Origin of the sequence: Shewanella sp. c952 (assembly GCF_019654975.1) — a bacterium.
GTDB lineage: Bacteria > Pseudomonadota > Gammaproteobacteria > Enterobacterales > Shewanellaceae > Shewanella.
In genome coordinates this window covers 57,047-78,173 of sequence record NZ_BPEW01000010.1, presented here as the reverse complement: position 1 = coordinate 78,173, position 21,127 = coordinate 57,047, and the positions used below count along the sequence as shown (strand labels likewise).

General features: G+C 42.3%; 20 protein-coding genes. 7 read left to right on the top strand and 13 right to left on the bottom strand.

Features of this window, described 5'->3' with window-relative positions; all coding sequences use genetic code 11:
- Nucleotides 1-171: 171 nt before the first annotated feature.
- From K5R16_RS09395 to K5R16_RS09375, 5 genes are all read right to left on the bottom strand, one after another.
- Nucleotides 172-606 carry a DUF4426 domain-containing protein gene (locus K5R16_RS09395; protein ID WP_220737310.1) on the bottom strand — a complete coding sequence of 145 codons (435 nt, stop codon included), beginning with the start codon at nt 604-606 and terminating at the stop codon, nt 172-174.
- 83 nt (nt 607-689) lie between these two features.
- Nucleotides 690-977: a DUF167 family protein YggU gene (gene yggU, locus K5R16_RS09390; RefSeq protein WP_220737309.1), complete on the bottom strand. Its 288-nt coding sequence runs from the start codon at nt 975-977 to the stop codon at nt 690-692.
- Nucleotides 977-1,525: a YggT family protein gene (locus K5R16_RS09385; protein WP_220737308.1), complete on the bottom strand. Its 549-nt coding sequence runs from the start codon at nt 1,523-1,525 to the stop codon at nt 977-979. The genes yggU and K5R16_RS09385 overlap by 1 nt, the downstream gene beginning before the upstream one ends.
- Nucleotides 1,526-1,557: 32 nt before the next feature.
- Nucleotides 1,558-2,376, bottom strand: a complete 819-nt coding sequence (gene proC, locus K5R16_RS09380; protein ID WP_220737307.1) for a pyrroline-5-carboxylate reductase — start codon at nt 2,374-2,376, stop codon at nt 1,558-1,560.
- Nucleotides 2,377-2,553: 177 nt separating this feature from the next.
- The gene (locus K5R16_RS09375; protein ID WP_220737306.1) at nt 2,554-3,249 is read right to left on the bottom strand and encodes a YggS family pyridoxal phosphate-dependent enzyme; all 696 of its coding nucleotides are present in this window, start codon (nt 3,247-3,249) and stop codon (nt 2,554-2,556) included.
- 35 nt (nt 3,250-3,284) lie between these two features.
- Here K5R16_RS09375 and K5R16_RS09370 point away from each other — a divergent pair, with 35 nt between their 5' ends.
- The 3 genes from K5R16_RS09370 to hemH all read left to right on the top strand — a co-directional run bounded on the left by K5R16_RS09370 (nt 3,285) and on the right by hemH (nt 6,668).
- Nucleotides 3,285-4,322, top strand: a complete 1,038-nt coding sequence (locus K5R16_RS09370) for a type IV pilus twitching motility protein PilT (RefSeq protein WP_044556009.1) — start codon at nt 3,285-3,287, stop codon at nt 4,320-4,322.
- Between the two features lie 13 nt (nt 4,323-4,335).
- Entirely contained in the window at nt 4,336-5,448 is a 1,113-nt protein-coding gene (locus K5R16_RS09365; protein WP_220737305.1) for a PilT/PilU family type 4a pilus ATPase, read from the top strand.
- 209 nt (nt 5,449-5,657) lie between these two features.
- Nucleotides 5,658-6,668 carry a ferrochelatase gene (gene hemH, locus K5R16_RS09360; RefSeq protein WP_220737304.1) on the top strand — a complete coding sequence of 337 codons (1,011 nt, stop codon included), beginning with the start codon at nt 5,658-5,660 and terminating at the stop codon, nt 6,666-6,668.
- Between the two features lie 86 nt (nt 6,669-6,754).
- Here the strand turns inward: hemH and K5R16_RS09355 are convergent, their stop codons facing one another.
- The 5 genes from K5R16_RS09355 to K5R16_RS09335 form a co-directional block, all read right to left on the bottom strand.
- Nucleotides 6,755-7,144: a DUF3192 domain-containing protein gene (locus K5R16_RS09355; protein WP_220737303.1), complete on the bottom strand. Its 390-nt coding sequence runs from the start codon at nt 7,142-7,144 to the stop codon at nt 6,755-6,757.
- A 132-nt stretch (nt 7,145-7,276) separates the two neighbouring features.
- Nucleotides 7,277-8,041, bottom strand: coding sequence for a flap endonuclease Xni (gene xni / locus K5R16_RS09350; RefSeq protein WP_220737302.1), 765 nt, complete (start codon nt 8,039-8,041; stop codon nt 7,277-7,279).
- On the bottom strand, nt 8,038-9,390 hold the full coding sequence (ppnN, locus tag K5R16_RS09345) for a nucleotide 5'-monophosphate nucleosidase PpnN (protein ID WP_220737301.1): 1,353 nt from the start codon (nt 9,388-9,390) through the stop codon (nt 8,038-8,040). Before ppnN ends, xni begins: the two co-directional genes overlap by 4 nt.
- Nucleotides 9,391-9,468: 78 nt before the next feature.
- Nucleotides 9,469-11,025, bottom strand: coding sequence for a GGDEF domain-containing protein (locus K5R16_RS09340; protein ID WP_220737300.1), 1,557 nt, complete (start codon nt 11,023-11,025; stop codon nt 9,469-9,471).
- A gap of 152 nt (nt 11,026-11,177) precedes the next feature.
- Nucleotides 11,178-13,352, bottom strand: a complete 2,175-nt coding sequence (locus K5R16_RS09335) for a lipopolysaccharide assembly protein LapB (RefSeq protein WP_220737299.1) — start codon at nt 13,350-13,352, stop codon at nt 11,178-11,180.
- 129 nt (nt 13,353-13,481) lie between these two features.
- On the opposite strand from K5R16_RS09335, the gene K5R16_RS09330 reads away from it, so the two are divergent.
- Complete coding sequence (locus K5R16_RS09330; protein ID WP_220737298.1) at nt 13,482-15,287, top strand: M61 family metallopeptidase; 1,806 nt, start codon at nt 13,482-13,484, stop codon at nt 15,285-15,287.
- Nucleotides 15,288-15,317: 30 nt separating this feature from the next.
- Here the strand turns inward: K5R16_RS09330 and K5R16_RS09325 are convergent, their stop codons facing one another.
- Together K5R16_RS09325 and yegQ are read right to left on the bottom strand one after the other, a co-directional pair.
- Nucleotides 15,318-15,572 carry a YfhL family 4Fe-4S dicluster ferredoxin gene (locus tag K5R16_RS09325; protein WP_220737297.1) on the bottom strand — a complete coding sequence of 85 codons (255 nt, stop codon included), beginning with the start codon at nt 15,570-15,572 and terminating at the stop codon, nt 15,318-15,320.
- 56 nt (nt 15,573-15,628) lie between these two features.
- The gene (gene yegQ / locus K5R16_RS09320; protein ID WP_220737296.1) at nt 15,629-17,008 is read right to left on the bottom strand and encodes a tRNA 5-hydroxyuridine modification protein YegQ; all 1,380 of its coding nucleotides are present in this window, start codon (nt 17,006-17,008) and stop codon (nt 15,629-15,631) included.
- Between the two features lie 289 nt (nt 17,009-17,297).
- Between yegQ and K5R16_RS09315 the strand changes: the two genes are divergently transcribed.
- Both K5R16_RS09315 and K5R16_RS09310 read left to right on the top strand, forming a co-directional pair.
- Complete coding sequence (locus K5R16_RS09315; protein ID WP_220737295.1) at nt 17,298-18,140, top strand: HDOD domain-containing protein; 843 nt, start codon at nt 17,298-17,300, stop codon at nt 18,138-18,140.
- Between the two features lie 133 nt (nt 18,141-18,273).
- Nucleotides 18,274-19,764 (top strand): bifunctional diguanylate cyclase/phosphodiesterase, encoded by a 1,491-nt coding sequence (locus K5R16_RS09310; protein WP_220737294.1) that lies wholly within the window; start codon nt 18,274-18,276, stop codon nt 19,762-19,764.
- A 6-nt stretch (nt 19,765-19,770) separates the two neighbouring features.
- Here the strand turns inward: K5R16_RS09310 and K5R16_RS09305 are convergent, their stop codons facing one another.
- Complete coding sequence (locus tag K5R16_RS09305) at nt 19,771-20,217, bottom strand: thioesterase family protein (RefSeq protein ID WP_220737293.1); 447 nt, start codon at nt 20,215-20,217, stop codon at nt 19,771-19,773.
- Between the two features lie 259 nt (nt 20,218-20,476).
- Between K5R16_RS09305 and K5R16_RS09300 the strand changes: the two genes are divergently transcribed.
- On the top strand, nt 20,477-20,917 hold the full coding sequence (locus K5R16_RS09300; protein WP_220737292.1) for an OsmC family protein: 441 nt from the start codon (nt 20,477-20,479) through the stop codon (nt 20,915-20,917).
- The last annotated feature ends 210 nt before the right edge of the window (nt 20,918-21,127 follow it).

The following is a 21,127-nucleotide window of genomic DNA, read 5'->3' as shown; positions in this document are numbered from 1 at the left end:
CCGTACCGTTAAATGCATCACTTATATCAAGCAGAAAAGCTATAAGCAGAGGGAGGGGAACTTCTGATGTGTTGATAAATAGGTGCATTTCTACTGAGAGAACATTGCACCTTCATCTGCTGAGCTACAAGTTTGGCAGATGGAGTGGGGGATTGCTCCCCCTACTAAAGATTACTCTACGTAGAACTTCTGTTTGAACTTGAGCTGCGTATTGAGTTTAGAGCCATGTTTAACTGCAATATTAAAGTTTATCTCCTGATCATCACGGTAGGGGACTTCTGCAATGTAGTAAATTGAATCACCTTCACGGATCTCTCTAAATTTTAACTCTACCCGTGCATCGAGAAGGTTGTTCGCCACCCCAGTAATTTCAACAGGGACAGCGGGATTACCGTCGACGCTGGTATCTAGCACCGAAATATTTAAGATCCCTGAATAACTGCTACGTTTGATGCCGTACGACTTGGCAATGCTGGGAGTTAAAAAGGTGCTACTGAGGGCGACATAATGAATATCGTAGTTGCCGACGTTTTGTTTCTGTTCAGCAAATGCGCTACCGGTTAGGCAGAGGCTGAGCAGCAAAACAGCTATTAGTGAGCGGAGCATATTGGCTTTCCTTAGGTATTAGCTTTGATATTAGTATAGAACTTAAGTGTGGTAAGCGCCTTATACTTCTTATAAGTATAAGGTTACAAAAGGTTTTGTATTTCAGCGGGAATGATCTTGGGCGAGGAGATAAGCACTTGCTTATGACGTCCCGTGAGACCTTTAAGTATGTCAATGTCGCCCTTTGGGACCTTGAATGCTTTAGCAAGATATTTGGTCAGATGAATGTTCGCTTTACCATCAATAGGTGGAGCTGTGATGGCTATTTTTAGCTCATCGCCATGCAGCCCTACTATCTGATCTCGACTCGCTTTAGGCTGAACATAAAGCTGAAGCAGCAGGTTTCCCTGCTGCATACAGACTGCTACCACTATACGTTTGCCCAGAAAGGTACGTATTGGGCAAGTAGGATGTTGAGGAAGTTTAGAATAATCATCATCACTAATAGTGATAAATCTAAGCCACCCATTTGTGGCAGCATGCGGCGTATTGGCGCTAAAAGAGGTTCAGTCAATTGTCCCATAACCATCTCTATTGGGTTTTGGCCTTGGCTCACCCAGCTCAATATCGCCCTTAGGATAAGCATCCAAAACAGTAATACACCCGCTTCTTTGAATACAGACACTAAAGATATAAGCAAAATACTTGGTACGTTTAGCGCGGCGCCAGCCATCAAACTAAGCAGCACAAACTTGGCAACCACCACGGTAAGAGCCAGTACAAACGAGGCGGTATCAAAATTGCCAAATGATGGAATGACTCGTCTTAATGGACCAACGATCGGGTGTGTCGCTTTAACGATAAATTGACTAAATGGATTATAAAAATCGGCTCGAGCGAGCTGTAGCCAGATCCGTAAAATGACCACCATTAAGTATAAATCGAATACTGTACTTACTAGAAAACTAAATGCATTCATCTGTTTACTCTACTTATCACGTTTAATAAAAATTAATATTGCTTTGCCATCTCTTGCGCCCGAGCAATACAATTTGTCATTGCATCATCAACTAGGCCTCGTATATTACCCTCTTCAAAAGTGGCGACAGCTTGCGCCGTGGTGCCGCCTTTTGAAGTTACGTTATTTCGTAGTTGCGCTAAGCTCAAATCTGGATTCTGTTTAACCATTAATGCTGCGCCCAATGCCGCTTGTTGTGCCATTTCTCTTGCACTAACTTCAGACATGCCACTCTTAACGGCACTTTCAACCATGGCTTCTAAAAACAGGAAGAAGTATGCAGGCGAACTTCCTGCCAGAGCGATGACCTGGTTTAACTCTTCTTCTTTGTCGACCCATACAACCTCACCACCGGTTGCCATTAGTGTCTCGCATAATGTTTTATCTTCAGCTGAAATATCATCACCTGCAAATAATCCCGTTAAGCCTACACCGATCTGAGTTGGGGTATTAGGCATAGTGCGTATTAATTTGATCTCTTGCTTAAAATAATCACTATAGCGTTTAGCTGTTACACCTGCAGCGATGGTGATGATTAACTTATTTGAGAGATCCAAATCACTTAACTGCTCACCAACTAATGCCATTAGGTGAGGTTTTACACCTAACACGATGACATCAGCAGATTTTACTGCTTCAATATTATTGTTAGTCGTGTTGATGCCAAAGTCTTGCTTTAGCGCATCAAGCTTGGGTTGACTTGGGTTTGCAGCTGTAATGCACTCGGGGGAATAGCCACTTTTCACTAATCCACTTACGATGCTGCGGGTCATGTTACCAGCGCCAATAAAACTGACATTTTTTTGTGACATTGATTTCTCTTTTTATTTTAGTTAGGACGACACTTTTACTATTTTTAAATCTTTAAACTGATTAGTATTACACGTTATTAAGGCTTAATATTTGGGTGAGGTAGCCCAATACCAAGCCCTTTAAGTATTAAACATTATTTATCTAAATAGTTGAGCCTAATTGCTGATGACTCCATTTTAGGGGGAATCACGTGCGCCAAATATAGCGCTACCGATCCGTACCATGGTTGAGCCATGGGCGACTGCCAATTCAAGGTCATTACTCATGCCTACGGACAACGTGTCTACACTCGGGTATTTAGCTGACAAATGCTGATATTGCTTTTGTAACTCAGCAAGTTCGGCGGTTGCAGTGACATTATCAACGCTGGCTGAGGGGATTGCCATTAATCCACGCAAGTTTAAGTTAGGCAGCGAGTGGATTTTCTCTGCTAAGGCCGCAATTTCAGCCGTTGTCACTCCAGATTTACTGGTTTCTTGACTGATATTGACTTGAATGCAGACATTTAATGGGCTCATGTGCTGTGGTCGTTGGTCATTTAGTCTGCTAGCAATTTTCTCTCGTTCAACGGTGTGCATCCAATCAAACAGACCTGCAATTATTTTGGTCTTGTTCGATTGCAAAGGGCCAATGAAGTGCCACTCTATATCGGGGTAATCTTGACCTAGGCTTTTTATCTTTTCCTCGCCTTCTTGTACGTAGTTTTCACCAAAACGCCTTTGGCCAGCAGTATAGGCTTCTATGATCTGCTCGTTTGGCTTAGTTTTACTCACCGCCAAAAGTTGCACATCTGCAGAGTTTCGTGAAGAATTTTGTGCCGCTTGTTCAATCCTGTGCTGGGCGAGCGCTAGTCTGTCTGTTATTGTTGTCATGTTGTATATTTTTGGTTGAATGGATATCCCAAACTATGGAAATCACAGAGTTACTTGCCTTTAGTGTAAAGCACAATGCATCAGATCTACACCTTTCTGCGGGGGTTTCTCCTATGATCCGTGTTGATGGTGAAGTGAGGAAGATAAATCTTCCCGCTCTAGACCATCAAGGTGTTCACAGTCTTGTGTACGATATTATGAATGATAAGCAGCGCAAAGATTATGAAGAGCATCTAGAGATAGATTTCTCATTTGAAGTACCCGGCCTTGCACGTTTTCGTGTTAACGCCTTTAACCAATCTCGTGGTTCTGCAGCTGTGTTTCGTACCATTCCAAGCGATATATTAAGTTTAGAGCAGTTAGGAGCGCCGGAGATCTTCAAGAAGATATCGAGCTTCCCGCGTGGACTTGTATTAGTTACCGGGCCTACGGGCTCAGGTAAAAGTACCACCTTGGCTGCAATGGTTGATTACATTAACGAAAACAGACACGACCACATATTAACCATTGAAGACCCGATAGAATTTGTACACCAAAACAAACAATGTTTGATTAACCAACGAGAAGTACATCGCCATACTCATAGTTTTAATGCGGCTTTGCGCAGTGCATTACGTGAAGATCCAGATGTTATTCTTGTCGGCGAAATGCGAGATCTAGAGACCATTAGATTAGCAATGACTGCTGCTGAAACCGGTCATTTGGTATTTGGTACCTTGCATACGACTTCTGCGGCTAAAACCATTGACCGTGTGGTCGATGTATTCCCTGAAGGCGAGAAGGGCATGGTTAGAACGATGTTATCTGAATCACTGCAAGCGGTGATCTCTCAAGCGTTGATTAAGAAAGTGGGCGGTGGTCGAGTTGCTGCTCATGAGATCATGATGGGCACGCCGGCAATACGTAACTTGATAAGAGAAGATAAAGTGGCGCAAATGTATTCTGCAATTCAAACGGGCATGGCGCATGGTATGCAAACGTTGGATCAATGTTTACAAAACTTAGTCAATCGCGGTCAAATCAGTCGTGAAGATGCCTTGCTTAAGAGTTCAAATAAGCAAACCAATTTTTAATAGGTAAATACTTATGGATGTTCGTCCTTTTTTAAAGGTGATGATTGAGCGAAAAGCGTCAGACCTTTTTATTACGGCTGGTTTTCCCCCTAGTGCCAAGATAGACGGTGAGCTGCGCCCTCTTAGTGAGAATGCATTTAACCCAGCACAAGCATTGGAGTTTGTTGAGTCGTTAATGACTGACGTGCAAAAAGAGGAGTTTCATGAGTCTCGTGAGTGTAACTTTGCTTTTGCGGCTAAAGATCTTGGACGATTTCGTGTCAGCGCCTTTTGGCAAAGGGAAGCACCAGGCTGCGTAATGCGCCGTATTGAAACCAAAATCCCCGAAGTTGACGATCTAATGCTGCCGCCTATTTTAAAAGATTTAGTGATGAGTAAGCGTGGCTTAGTCATTATGGTTGGTGGCACGGGAACGGGTAAATCGACATCGCTGGCTGCACTCGTTGGCTACCGAAATGCTCATGCGCGTGGCCATATTCTGACCATTGAAGATCCTGTTGAATTTGTTCATGATCATCGAAAAAGTATCATCACTCAGCGAGAAGTGGGCATTGATACAGAGTCTTTTGATGCGGCGCTCAAAAGCTCGCTACGTCAGGCTCCAGATGTAATTTTGATTGGTGAGATCCGTAGTCAGGAGACCATGGAGTTTGCGCTGTCTTTTGCTGAAACGGGCCATCTTTGTATGGCGACATTGCACGCTAACAATGCTAACCAAGCACTTGACCGTATTATGCACCTTGTGCCAGAAAGTAAGCATCATCAGTTATTGTTTGATTTGTCGCTTAACTTGCGTGGTATTGTGGCGCAGCAACTGGTGCCTAAAAGCGATGGGACAGGGCGTAGAGCGGCGATTGAAGTATTGATTAACACGCCGCGAGTGGCGAGTTTGATTGCTAAAAATGAGTTACATTCGCTAAAAGAAACCATGTCTAAGTCGAACGAGCAGGGGATGCAAACATTCGATCAGGCACTATTAAAATTATATAGTGACGGCGAAATTAGCTATGCGGATGCGCTGCATCATGCAGATTCGCCTAATGACTTGAGGTTAATGATCAAGTTGCAAGGTTCAGATGCTACCAGTACATCATCAATGGATGGTGTCACCCTTAACCTTGATTAACATCAGTGTTTTAGGCTCTGGATAACCAGGGCAATTCATCTTTGGCTAAGGTCAAGCTGGCAATATACTGTATTGTCAGCTTTTTATTATAAGAAATTGATCTTTTTATGTATCTGAGCGTAATAAAAGCTAAGGTACGCTAGGTATTCAAAGCTACTGCTATTCTTGTTTCGGTTATCTATTTCAACATTAAATTTTAAGGAGTTCTCTTGGCTAAGTTTTCTGGGTTATCCAAGGAAGAAGGGCACAAAAAACGCAGTAAAACCGGTGTATTGCTAGTCAATTTGGGCACGCCTGACGAAGCCACACCTTCGGCAGTAAGGCGCTATTTAGCAGAATTTTTGGCTGACCCCCGTGTCGTTGAAATTCCAAAGTTAGTTTGGATGTTGATCCTTCATGGGATTATTCTGCGAGTAAGACCGGCTAAATCTGCAGCACTTTATCAGCAAGTTTGGACTGAAGATGGTTCGCCATTAATGGACATCACTAAACGCCAAACAAAGAAGTTAGCAGAGCACTTTGAAGGCTCGGAAGACATTTCTGTGAAGTTCTGTATGCGTTATGGCCAGCCGTCGGTGGCTTCAACGTTGAAAGAGATGCATAAAGAGGGGGTTGATAAGTTAGTCGTACTGCCGCTCTATCCGCAATATGCTGCGCCAACTACAGCGTCGGCATTTGATGCGATAGCGAAAGAGCTGATGACATGGCGCTATCTGCCCGCGTTGCACTTTATCAACACTTACCACGACAACCCTGACTTTATAGATGCGTTAGCTGCATCTATTACTAAAGATTTTGAGCTCAATGGACAGCCACAAAAGTTGGTGCTGTCTTATCATGGTATGCCTGAGCGTAACCTTCATCTTGGCGATCCCTATTATTGCTTCTGTAAAGTCACTACTAAGCTGCTGGTTGAAAAACTTGGGCTAACTGAAGAGCAGTATATTACAACCTTCCAATCTCGATTTGGTAAGGCAAAATGGCTGATGCCCTATACAGATGCAACGATGGAGTCTTTGCCGAATGACGGTATTACTGACATTGCTGTGGTATGTCCGGCGTTTAGTGCCGATTGTTTAGAAACCCTAGAAGAGATAGCGGGTGAGAACAGACTGATTTTTGAAGAAGCTGGCGGCAAACAGTTCAGATATATCGCAGCGTTAAATGATAATGATGACCATATTCAAATGATGGCTAATATCGTTAAACCTCATCTTTGAGGTACAACAGACTAGGAGGGCAAGCTCAATTGAGAGCTTGCCCTCGTTTTAGCTCTAAGCGTGAAAAACTAAGCAAAAAAGGCACATTACAGACTGTCTATTTGGCTGGTTAAATATTGCTGATAGGTATCTTCACCCCATGCAACAAGACTTCCCTGTTTAAATAGCAGCGGAGTGCATTCCTCTTTAGTTGTTTCGCCATCAGACTCTTTGTGTTGAGTACGGTAAAATAATATCTGCAAATTTTGTTGATTGGAGATTTTAGCTTCACTGAAGTCAGCTTTACCAAACATGGTTTTTATTTCATCGATGCTCTGCCCGATCGCGAGTTCTGTCAATTGGGCTCTATTGTAAGCTTGTCTATCTTCCCAATCCATTTCATCCGGAGTAGGGTCATAAGTGGCCATAATGACAGCGACAAAGGCAATATAGGCTACAAAGATTGAGCCTATGATTACGGGGACTTTGGATTTCATTTGTACTCGGGTTCCTTGCGAGGCAATTCCAATTACTGGCTACGATACTATGCAAACTGATTGTGGTAAACGCCAAATTGCTAACTTTTTGTTAACAGTTGTAAGTGGTGTAACATCTGAGTTTAGTATTCGTTACTGTTCTTTTGGCAGTCTAAATTGCTTAAGGTTAGCATTAAGTGGCATATCCAATTGAAGTTGAACAAGTTTATAGCTAAGCCTTGCAAGTTGCTTACCCTCTTCGAGTTTTTTGGCTTGTTTGGAACCGACCTGTTCTATCGAGCTGTAAATGTTGGCAAGTGACCTGAATATCTTTAACAATTCAACCGCAGATTTCGGCCCAATGCCGGGCACTCCAGGGATCTTATTGCCGCTATCACCCGCAAGTGCTAGATAATCAATAAACTGTTTATGTTCAACACCTAGCTTTTGCTCCATGGCTTCAACCGTCATATAGGTTTGGTTAAAGTGATCCCACTGCTTGATGTTTGGGTGCTTTAATTGGCAGAAGCCTTTATCAGTCGAAACGATAATCGCTTCTCCACCAATGCTGACAAGCTTAGTGGCTAAAGTGGCGATAACGTCATCAGCCTCAGAATCAGCTTCTAGTGAAGCAATATGATGCTCGGCTAGATAGCGCTTGATATCGTCAAGGCCGTTAGCTAACGCTTCTGGCATCGGTTTACGGCCCTTCTTATAATCTTCGTATAACGCCTTACGCCAAGATAGCGCATTACCATCCCATACAATTGCCACATGGGATGGCTGGTGGAACTTTAGTAGCTTTTTACAAGCACCATGAACACGCTCTTTAAGCCCACTGATATCAGTTTCATTAGGTTGTGCGGCGTGGATGCGCCGCACTAAGTTCATACCGTCTAGAATCACAAATTTATTCATTTAATTACTTTGTAGCAGGGAACGTAAGCGCTTCCTGGTAACTTCATTCGTTGTTGTGAAACAAAAGCGTTAAGGAGTTCATCCATTAATGCCATGAGTTTAGGTTCGCCTTTTAGCTCAAAGGGACCCTGTTCTTCAATTCTTTTGATGGTTTCCATTTTGACGTTGCCTGCGACAATGCCGGAAAATGCTTTTCTTAGATTTGCCGCAAGCTCAGCCTTATTAGACTGTTCGTGAAGATCTAAATTACTCATCACTTCGTGAGTCGGCTCAAAAGGTAGCTGGAATTCAGGTTCTATTTTTAAAGACCATTGGTATTGATAGGAGTCGCCATTATCTTTACGAAATACTTTAATTTTCTCCATCGCTTCTTTTTGAATACGCGCCACTTCAGCAGGATCATCGATGACAATTTGATACTTGCTTTGCGCTTCAGCGCCTAGCGTTGCTGCAATAAACTCATCGATACGAAGAAAATACTCTTCACTCTCTTTTGGACCGGTTAACACCAATGGGAAGGGGATGTCTTGATTGTGCTTGTTAAGCAAAATACCCAATAAATAGAGCAACTCTTCGGCTGTGCCTGCACCACCAGGAAAAATGATGATGCCATGCCCAAGTCTGACAAATGCCTCTAAACGTTTTTCGATATCGGGCAAGATAACCAGCTCATTCACGATCTGGTTTGGTGGCTCTGCGGCAATAATACTCGGTTCTGTTAAACCGATATATCTCGCATGATTGACCCTTTGTTTAGCGTGTCCAATAGCGGCCCCTTTCATCGGTCCTTCCATTGCACCAGGTCCACAGCCGGTGCAGATGTCTAGTTTACGTAAACCGAGTTCGTAGCCGACTTCGCGAGTATATTGGTACTCAATGGCGTTGATGCTGTGTCCGCCCCAACAAACGACGATATTTGGATCGAACATTGGCATTGTTCTGGCGTTACGCAAAATATCAAACACAACGTTAGTGATGTGATTGGCATTGGTTAGATTGATATGCTTTAAGTTCTCATATCTATCATAGATATAAACAATATCGCGTAAAACGGAAAATAGATGTTCTTGTATACCTGCGATAATTTCGCCATCGACAAAGGCTTCTAAAGGGGGATTGGTTAGCTCTATCTTTATGCCACGCTCTCGCCTCAGCACATTAATATTAAAATCGGAGAATCGACTGAATAAGTCTTTAGCATTGTCACTTTGCAAGCCTGAGGCTAAAACCGCAAGCGAACAGCTACGATAGAGCTGGTAAAGCTCACTCTTAGCATTTTGTTTGAGACGGTCAACTTCGAGTTGTGAAAGCTGATCTAAGCTTCCTCTAGGACTAATTTTCACTATCATAGCAGCTCCTTAGCAGCGATAGTTTGGCAGTCCCTCAAAGATAGATGGCGTTAACAATGGATAACGCCTGGGGAGAGCCTATGAGTCAATGATGACTCTATCTCTGCTTTGATGTTTGGCTTTATACAGCGCCGCGTCAGCTCGTTCAAAAGTTTCAGTAATGAGCTCATTTTCAATAATTTGTGCTGCGCCTATAGATACTGTAACTGTAATTCTCTGATTTTTAAACTTAAAGGGAATACTTTTTACTTTTTCTCTTACTCGGTTCAGTAAAGGTTTGATATCACTTTCGCTAACATCAGGTAAAAGAAACACGAACTCTTCACCGCCAAATCGTGAAACAAATTCTGTATCTCGTAAAGAATTTTTAAGAGCCATTGCAATGACTTGCAACGTTTTGTCACCAGTACTGTGGCCAAAACTATCGTTTATAGATTTAAAGTGATCAATATCCGCTACAGCTACCCATAAAGGTTGTTTAGTGCGTTTATAATTGCGGTATTCAATTTCCATTCGCTCCTGCAAAGCGGCTCGATTTGGCAATTGCGTTAGGGTATCGAGTAAGTTTAGCTTTTGTTGTTCAAATAAACGTTCTTTATAGCTCTCTGTCTCTTTACTAAGTTCATTGAGCTCTCGACGCAGTGCGTCGACAGATTGTCTTAATTGGATCTGCTCTCTATTTTCTAACGCCTCTTTACGACTGAGTGCGGTTCGTAGCGCAAGTAATTGCTCTGTAACCTGGTTTTTCAAATGACTGATATCATTAATATCAGTTACAGATCCATCAATATTATCTACTTGGCTATTTATCTCGCCGTTGAGCTTTTTGGCAACTTGAAAACTTTTAACTGAATGACTGTAAGAATCAGTAACGACTTCTCGTACGTTGGTTAGCGCACCGTTGAGTATGAAAAGGAACTCTTGAGATGCCGTTTTCTCTTTAGCGATATTATCGAGAAGTAGGCTTAAAACTACCTGGTAAGCACTTAATAGCGTATCGAGTTCGAAATCATCAGTTAACGATAACTTTATTGCAGAAATCTGCTCTTGTTGTTCTTTTCTAAATTCAATTTCTGATAATATTTGCGCCAGCTCTTGAGCTGATTGGCGATGTTTAGGTAAGACCTCAAATTTGTCACCGAGCTTTAGCTGCTCGTTAAGGATCTCATTGTAGAAATGCACAATCTTTTCCACTTTAGGAATGTAATCCCAATAGGTATGAAAAGGTTTTGCTAGCTCTTTTTTAAAATAGGAGATCTCTTTCTTTAGCTTAGTAGGAAGAGAGTCAAGTCGCTGGATTTGGCTGATAATGCTGGATAAAGAACCGCGGCTTTCTTCTAATTGCTGCATGACACGGCTATATTGTTGCTTCAATATTCCGTCGACCTCTTCGAGATCGGCAAGAGACTCATCAATCTGACTAAAACGACTTAGCTTGTGACGCAGCTTTGCTAGTTTGTTGTCTAGCTCAATATTTTGCCCTTTACACGCTATGCTTAATTGAGCAATGAATTGTAAAAGTAGTTGTAACTTTTCATTGTAGTCTTCACTCATGTCATCAAGGGCTTGCCTCGCTGAGTAAAGCTTTTGTTGTAGAACACTTAGCTGTGACGTGCTGGCTACTGCATCCTTCATCTAATTAGATTTTCCTTTATCAACACGTTTAGACTCAATTTATTACTGCTTCATCAACAACTTTGATCGTTGCGTTTTGAAGACTAAGTGTATTTTTATTTTAACAGTTGTTATTTGTAAGTTAAATGCAATTTGGCTCTACATGAGTTTGATTAATCTAACTCAGTGCTCAAGTTGACATTTTTATGACTTTTCCACCTTGGCCAAACAATATCACTCTTATGACCGTTGGTCTCTATTTTGATGATGCCGCGTATAATACTTTTCTCTATATTGAGATATAGCGGCGGAACAAATATGCCTGACGATGCAAATTTAAGCGGTTTTAATGTCACATAGTAGTCTTTATCACTGCCAAGGGTGACTGCGGCAGATAGCATCATCTGCAGCGCGCCAAAATGTTGCTCTGCAGAAAGTTTAAGCGCTGGGTTGGTCAATAACGGCAGACTGACCAATCCCATGTGTAAGCTCGTATCGCCATAATTGTCTTGTAAGCTATTCCTAACATTATTTAATAGCGTATCTGGGGCAACTTGAATATCGAAATTAAGCAGAAAGATACCTGGGCGAATGAAGTAAATAATACAACCTAAGTCATTAGATAGAGCGCTTAGCTGCTGTTTATTCATTTTGGTATTACATTCATAGCCTTGAGCGAGATCAAAGTTAAGCTGATCTGTTAACGATATTAAAGCGAGCGTCTTAAAAGTATTACTATAGTAGCCAAAGTCGCGGATAAAGGCGGCTTGGTTAGCCGTTTGGGTTAACGGATCCAAGAGGCTGTTTTTTTCTAATTCAACCGATTGTGCCCGCAGAGTTTTCTTCATACGCCATAGATACAGAGATAGCATCGTCATTAAGGACAATACTAACAAAGTGAGGACTAGGACTAGGACTAGCTGACTGCTTGATAGCTGGTCTTCCGTTTTTTGTAATGCAGTCTTAGTCTGGCTTTGTTCGAGTTTGATTTTTTGCAGCTGAAATAATGTATTTGCCTGATCTTCATTATTTACTTGATGGGTGTCTATGGTTTTCAGACTCGATATTCTCTTAATATGTTGATAAGCCAGCTTGAAATCACCAAGCTGTTCTAGAGCCGCAGCGCTATAGCCCAATGCTTCGATATGCTCATCATTCAGTTTCATGTCAACGGCTATGTTGGCGGCTGAGTTGGCATACTTTAAAGCCAACTCCCACTCTGAGAGGCTGCTGTATACCTGTGCGATTAATAGATGATTGTAAACTAGGTAATGGTTGCTGTTACGCGATACAAAGATATCACTGGCTCGAAGTAGGTGTGATATCGCATTTTTAGTGTCTTCTATTTTGTAATAAGCTTCGCCGAGGTTATGAAAGTTCAATGCCTGGCCGATATAATTGCCGAGTTTGGCATCGATTTGCTGGGCATTTAAGTAGTAGTCAATGGTTTTATACCATTGCCCTTGTTCAGCATAAATCATCGCCATCACGGTCATCGTTGAAGATACATATGTTTCTTTGCCAAGACGCTGATAAATATCGGAGGCGCCAGTAGCATAAAGAATAGCGTCATCCCAGGACTTTAGTTCACGATAAACCCGTGAAAGCTGCAGCTGTATATGAGCATCTTGAGTTGGGTTTTCCTCTACCTTAGTATGCTTAATGGCTTCAGAGTAATGTGATAGCGACTTGCCAAATCGTTTCAGTTTGTAATAGTACTTTCCAAGTACAGACTCTGCGTGAGCACGGATATAGGGATCTGCTAATTCTAGCGCAACATTTCTTGAACTCATGAGATACTGCAGAGCGGGGTCTTTCTGTCGCAGCATCATATGTAGCACTCCTAAGTGATCATTGATGATGAAGAGTAATACTTGTTCCTCTCTATTTTTAGTCGCGGGTAGTGCGTTAGCTGCTTGTTGATATAGCTCAATAGCGGTATGAAAATCTTGCTTGTTCTTGCCTATGTAGCGGCCATTTAACATCAGTACATAACTGTTATCAAAACCACTTTCAGCCACCAGCTCAAGCTGATCAATGATTTTTCTAGCTGTTATATATCGAGCATCATCTTTAGATGATAGATCGAGTGATAACCTTGCCAGCAAGCGTAATTCTTGCTTTATGTCAGCGACAGCAATACCTTTTTGAACTGCAAACTGACGCAGTTCATTTTCATTAGCAAATTCGGGAATGACAGGCAGGTTCAGATTAACGGATTGGCGTAGTTTATTTGGGAACTCTCTAAATTCACGTTCCGTCGCAACAGCATCTCGGCTTATTGCATAAGCTGACTGGCACATGGTAAAAGATAATATTATGAAAAAGAGAGTAAACAAACTTCGCATGGGAACATAATTCCTTGCTCTAAGCATCTGCTAATGAGCTAAATATTTTTGTTATTTTAATTGGTGTAATTAAGCAAAATGTTATACTTTTCGGCTTAATTAAAACAATAATAACAGAAGGAAGCGAGAGTGAAACCAGTACTCCCCCTAATATTAACTTTTAGCGCATTAATTTCTCCAGTAGCGATTGCAGACGTTGATTACTCAATAGATTTACTGAATCCACAGCATCATTTAGCTAAAGTCGAAGTGAGCTTTCCTAAAACATCATCTGCAACATTAGTGGTAAATCTTCCAGTTTGGCGTACCGGTAAGTACGAAGTGCTGCCTCTGGCCGATTCTGTAAGGCTTTTTACTGCAAAGGACTCCAGTGGGAGTGTGCTTCCATGGACAAGAACAGCAAGTGGAGAGTGGACCGTTGCGCTTGATAAGCCAACGGCTGTGACTGTTTCTTATCAGCTGTATGCAAATAAGCTTGGGCAACGAGTCAATCATATTGATGCCTCTCATGCCTTTCTCGATGCTAGTGGTACATTTGTGTACAGCCCAGAGTTTAGAGCCGAGCCCATCAATGTCAGTTTGTCTGTACCTGCTGAATGGAATAGCTATTCAGGTATGGATAAAGGACAAACAGCCCATAGTTTTACCGCTGCTAATTACGACATTCTGGTTGATTCTCCAATAGAAACCGGGATCAACGAGCATCGAGAGTTTACAGCTGACGGCAAGCAATATGAATTGGTGATTTGGGGCGAGGGGAATTACGACATCGATAAGATGGTTGATGACTTGAGCAAACTAAGTGGCCAAGCAGAGGTCATTTGGGACGATTATCCTTTCGAACGTTATGTTTACATGGTGCATGCAACCAGCGGAGCTCGTGGTGCCACAGAGCACTTGAATTCAACCATTATTCAGCGCCCGCGCTTTAGCTACCGCGACCGTAAAGATTATCTTGGCTTTATTAAAACGGCTTCTCATGAGTTTATTCATACTTGGAATGTCAAAGCTTACCGTCCTCAAGGGTTAGTTCCTTATGACTATCAAGAGGAAGGGATTACACAACTGCTTTGGATAGCAGAAGGCTCAACAAGTTACTTTCAAAGCCAGTTACTGCTACGTGCAGGAGTCATAACAGCAAAAGAATTTTTTGAGGATTTAGCTAAAAGAGTGACGCAAAGTGAGCAAACGCCAGGGCGTGAAATTCAATCGGTTGCCAGCGCCAGTGCTAACCAATGGGCTAGTACCGGTGGTGATTATGCGGTGAACCATAGTACAAATATTTATTCAGAAGGTTATTTGACATCGTTAGCGCTTGATTTTTCGTTGCTAAATGAAACTAAATTAAAGCATTCATATCGAGACGTTCATCGAGAGCTGTACCAATCGCATCGTATTCCAGCTGGCTACAATATCGATGATGTAAAGAGTATCTTGCAGCAACTTTCAGGTACGAGTTATGAGAAGTGGTGGCAGCAACATGTTAATTCACCGATAAGTTTAGACTTTGAATCTATGTTAGAGCAAGCAGGATTAGCTGTTGGCTATGGCGCTGATGCGAAATCAGAACCTTTTATTGGAGTGACGCTGGGATCTGATAGTTTGATACTGTCACGTGTATTACGCAATGGGCCGGCATGGAATGCAGGTATAGTGCTTGGCGATGAAATCGTTGCAGTTAATGGCTTAAAAGTGACAGCAGCAGGGTTTGACTCTCGTATCAAAGATTTTAAAGCTGGTGGAGAGATCACCCTGACTCTGTTTAGTAATGACAGATTGAAAGAGGTCAAACTGACGCTCGGCGAACAGAAAAGTGGCAAAATGGCGATTAGTAGCGTTGCTAAGCCAAGCCGTGCCCAAAAAGCATTCTTTAAAGCCTGGTTAGGAATTGACTGGCCGTTTGATAGCGATGGGAAGTTAACAAGCGTTGATTAACGATAAAAAGGCGCCGTTGGCGCCTTTTTGTTAAACGGTTTTACCGGTAATTATTTGGTATTTGACCAGTAGCTCATCATCAGATTCTTTGTTGTCTGGATCGACGGCAATGCAATCAATAGGACAAACTGAAATACAAGTTGGCTTATCGTAATGGCCTTTACATTCAGTGCAAAGCAGCGGTTCAATCTCATAGATCTCCTCGCCCATGGTGATAGCCTCATTTGGGCACTCTGGTTCACACATGTCACAGTTAATGCAGCTGTCGTCGATTAATAATGCCATTGCTTACTTAATACCTTTATCAAGGCGCTGATAACGCGCCTTATTGTTTTGTCTGATTATTTAGCTGCTGCGTCAGTAGCTTGATGAGGATTTCGAGTATCCTGGCCTTGCGGTAAGTTACGCAGTAATACCGCCTTATCTAGCTCAACGCCAGCAGGAACGTCTAAGAAGACAAAGTGCCCTGAACCTAGACCCGCTTCAACACTTTGGCCTTTGCGGTTGATTAGGCTATCCACCTTAATTGTAAGGTTACCCTGTGGTGTCATCACTTCGACGCTATCACCGACGAGGAATTTGTTCTTAACATCAATCTCTGCAAGGCCTGCTTCGTTGCGTTGGCCGGTAAATTCGCCGACAAACTGCTGTGTATCGCTGATTGAGTAGCCGTAGTCATAGTTTTGGTATTCATCATGCACGTGGCGGCGTAAGAAACCTTCGGTATAACCTCTATGCGCTAAGCCTTCAAGGTTATGCATTAATGTTCTGTCAAAGTCTTTCCCTGACGCGGCATCTTCAATCGCTTGACGATATAGCTGCGCAGTACGAGCTACGTAGTAGAAAGATTTAGTACGGCCTTCAATTTTTAGTGAGTCAACACCCATTTTTGTTAGGCGGTCAACATGTTGGATAGCACGAAGATCTTTAGAGTTCATGATATAAGTACCATGTTCATCTTCAAATGCTGGCATATATTCGCCTGGTCTGCCGGCTTCTTGTAATAAAACCACTTGGTCTGAAGGCTCACCTGCACCGAGTGTTGGCGTTTCTATTTGCACATCTGGGTTAACGGCAATTATATCGCCTGTGTCAGTCTGCTTTGCTTCATGGACATCATATTTCCAACGACAAGCATTGGTACATGTACCTTGGTTAGGGTCGCGCTTATTGATATAACCAGAGAGTAAGCAGCGGCCTGAATACGCCATGCACAATGCACCATGGACAAATACTTCAAGTTCGATGTCTGGACAGCGCTGGCGGATCTCTTCAATTTCATCAAGAGAAAGCTCACGAGAAAGAATGACACGCTTAATGCCTTGAGACTCCCAAAACTTAACCGAAGCCCAGTTAATTGCATTTGCCTGTACCGATAGATGTACGACTTGATCAGGGAAAGCTTCTCTGACCATCATGATAAGACCTGGGTCAGACATGATCAGCGCATCTGGCTGCATTGCTACAACAGGCTCCATATCTTTGATATAGGTTTTTAGCTTGGCGTTATGCGGGGCAATATTACTCACCACATAAAGCTTCTTATTTAAGCTATGAGCTTCTTTAATGCCTGCAGCAAGGTTTTCCATTTTAAAGTCGTTATTACGTACTCGAAGACTGTATCTTGGCTGACCGGCGTAAACAGCATCAGCGCCATAGGCAAAGGCGTAACGCATATTCTTAAGGGTTCCGGCTGGGGATAGTAGCTCAGGTTTAAACATAATAACTTCTCTGTTAACGGGTAAGGTTTAGGCAAACGGCCGCGCATTTTACTTAATCAAAGGGGGCTAATGCAAGGCGCAGGACCGCTTATATTAAGTGCTAACGCAGCGAGCTGAGTCGTTTATTTTGAATTCTTGTGATGCTGGTAACGTTTTTTACTCAATTCATCTTTCATTTGAACAATTATCTAAGTATTAACCTAATATGGCTATTTTGCACGTGCTCACGAGGATTCAACTGATATACTCGACCAGCTGCAAATTAATACGAGTAATATAGGGAGTAAAGATGTCAAAAGAGCATCAAGTATTAGTTGGTTTGTTAAGAAAATTAAAAGCAGATTCATTAGTATTGCCGACCTTGCCAGAGGTCGCTATGCGAGTGCAAGAGGTCGTAGGTCGCGACGACACTAGTCTAAAAGATGTTGCCGATATTATTGGACAAGATCCCGCTATTTCAGCCCGAATAATTAGGGTGGCAAATAGTGCAATATATTCACGTGGCGTACCAGCTGGTAACGTCAATGCGGCCATCAACAGAATTGGATTGGCCCAAATAAAGACCATTGTGACTTCTATTGCGATGGAGCAGTTGTTCATATCGACGAATGAGTTAGTGTGGGAAGTGATGGATGAGGTTTGGCGTACTTCTATTGATGTCACCTCGGCAGCGGTCGCTTTGTTGCAACTCTATAACCGTAAGCACCCTAATAGCGGTCTAAATGCAGATACTATGACACTTGCGGGTTTGGTACATAATATTGGTGCTTTACCTGTTTTAACGGAAGTTGAAGCGGATCCAAACCTCGTTGATGATATCGACCAATTAAGAACTTTAGTGCGTAAACTACAAGGTCCTATTGGCCGTGCAGTACTTAAAAATTGGGCTTTCTCTCCCAGTGTCATGGAAGTGGTAGAGCGCTGGGCTGACCTATCTTACTCTAGCGAAGAGGTGGGTTATCTCGACTTTATTCGCGCTGCAGCACTTTATACCGGTGAGCTGCGTTCGGGTAATGAGTTAGAGGCTCGATTGGCAGTCTTTAGCGCCAAAGCAATTCCTGTATCTCCTTCAGAGTTAGCAAGTGATGAATTTCTGGAGATTTACTACTCAATTAAAGCGAGTTATGAGTAAGCTACTTATTAAAGGCTAGGCTATAGTTTAAGGCAGCTTTAGAGTGGATAGCATCAGGTCTTCTTACTGCATCAAATTCATGAGGAACACGCGATTAAAATACCTAGGCAGATAACAGTTAAAGTTATATTGAATGGATAAAGTTGAGCTACTCTCGGTTGCATGTATGGTGCTCGTACTGCTATTAGCTGTAGCTTTTTGGCAGTATCTGCTTTGCCGGCGTCAACTTAAGCAATTGTACTCATCTGTAAGTCACCAATCAGGTGAACCTTTTCGGGTTAATTCTTCATTAGAGAGTGCGCCGCAATCACTCTCGCAAGTTGAGCAGGTGGTTTCTCAATTAAAACAGCAATTGCATCTAGCTGGATACGATAAATTAACCGGGTTAAGTAATCGTTTAAGCATTAAGCAAAAGTTGGCCAGCATGATGCCGCTTAAGCGGGGAAGCCTGGTATTGCTTGATATATATCGATTCCGCTATGTGAATGACCTCTTTGGTTTCAGTTTTGGTGATGAGCTATTGAAGCAGATTGCTAACAGGATTGAAGTTGATGTCCATTCCAGTTCAACTATAGCCAGAATGAATGAAGATGAGTTTCTGATCTATTTTCCTGAAGGAGTGACAGAGACAGAGCTAGGCATTTTTATTCAATATTTACAGCAGCCCTATAGTGTGTTTGAAAGCCCGATTACAGTGCGTGTTCAGATTGGGCATTTAGGGCTGGAGCGTTTTTATGGCGACATCAGCACTATGTTGCGTCGGTTGGATTTAGCCCTTAAAAAAGCTAAAAAGTTCGATAGCGCCATAGCTCATTATGAACTTGGCGATGATGCAGTGCAGTTACGCGAAGTATCGATTATTAATAGCCTAGTGAAAGCGCTGCAGGACGGCGAGCTCTATATGGTCTATCAGCCTAAACAAAACTTTCGGCCATTAGGGTGTAACCAAGTTGAAGCGTTAATGCGCTGGCAACACAAAACCTTAGGCAATATCTCTCCGGCTGAGTTTATTCCGCTAGCAGAGTATGCCGGAATGATTGATTTGATCAGCCAATGGGTGCTCGATCAAGTGGTTATTCAACAAGCTAAGTGGCGTAGATTGGGGATCGAACTGCAAGTTGCTGTTAATTTGTCGACTCAAGATTTAAAGAATCAGGCACTCATTGAAGAGATTGAAGCTAGGTTAGTCAAGTATCAACTTCCCGCTGACGCGCTATCAATTGAGCTAACAGAGAGTAAATTGATGGAAGATATTGATAGCGCAGTTCTTGCTATTAATCGATTACGTAATATTGGGGTTGATATCGCTATAGATGACTTTGGCACCGGCCACTCTTCACTCGCATATTTGAAATACTTGCCCGTTGATGAAGTAAAAATAGATCAAGCGTTTGTTGAAGGACTAGAAACTGATGAGCAAGCAAAACACATAATGGATACCAGTATTCGTTTAGCAAAAGGCTTGGGGTTTAAAGTTACTGTAGAAGGCGTCGAAACCGAAGTGGTAAAACAGATTATTGTTCAAATGGGCGTAGATAAAATTCAGGGCGATGTGTTTGCAAAGCCTTTGACTCCGGCCGAACTTGAGGTCAAGTGGCCGAAGTTGTCATCCGTTATCCAATAGCACGAACTAAAAAGTAACAGGCTGTGAAAATGCTTCGCCAAGTCGATTGATTAATATCTGAGGCATAGGGCAAAGTTGGCGGTTCTTGTTCATACATATCATCTCGATTTGTGCCGTTACTGCAGGCTTTTTAGCGTTAGGGCGCCAAATTTCTTGCAGCCAAACTGTGCGATATTTACTTTCAAAATAAAAACGAGTCCTAATATCGATAATGTCAGCAAACTCTACGCCGTCATGACAAAGCATGTCACTGCGATAAACTGCAAAACCCAAATCATGCTCGTCCCATAAACTCGCTAAGCTCTTGGCACCAATCACATGTTCACGAGCACGCTCAAAATACTTCAAGAAATTAGGGTGATACACAACACCAGAAAAATCGGTATCTTCATAGTAGATCTGTACCGGGAAATTAAAGGTTTTACTTTGTTGTACTGATTTAGTCGAGGGCATATTTATTGTGGTCTAATGATAAATATTGATGAAAGTGGCACCAGTTTAACATACCTATATGCAAACCACTTGGAGTGGCTGATTTCAATGACAGCGTCACCTTCACCAGCAACATTTCCATCGCTTGGTTCTAGCGCCATAAGCCGTGAGTTCGAGCGACTTTAGGTTGAATGCTAAAACTGTGAGACTAATTTGAGTTTTTACCAGTAAATCCATTAGAATAAACTCATTGAATTAAATCTAATGGAGTGATGTGAAAATGGCGAATAAGACTATTGAAGTAAATACACACATGGCAGAAGGCTGGAAGGTGACTACGCAAATCCGTGAGCATCAGCTAGTGATTGACCAGCCAACCGGTGGTAATGAAGGCGCTAATCCTTTGGAAACCTTTATTTTCTCATTGGCTGGTTGTATTTCAACAATCGCCAAAATGGTTGCTCGTGAGCAAAAAATAGATCTGCAGCAGTTTGATGTATCGATGAAAGCACAGCTTAATACTGCTGGGTTACTCGGTAAACCTTCTGAGGATCCAGTTGGTTTCAAATTGATTGATGTTGTTGTGGTCATGGATGCTCAAATAGATGATATTCAGCTTGATGATGAGCAGAAGAATCTGTTCCTCGATACCGTTTGTCACCGTTGTCCAGTGCATGAAAATCTGCTTAAGCCTACGCTTGTTAACCATAGCGTTGCTTAGTACCAGCTAACAGAAAACGGTGGAATGAGTGTGGGTAACCCCACTCATTCGGCTTGGAAATGGTAACTTTTTACGCTTTATTACAGAGTCTTAATGTTGTGAATTCTTGTGTCTGTAATGCTAAATATTGGCCGACTGATAATAACTTAACGTTCTGATTAGATACCCACTTTGTTTCATTAGTTGTAACCCTCTAACGCAACCTGCTGT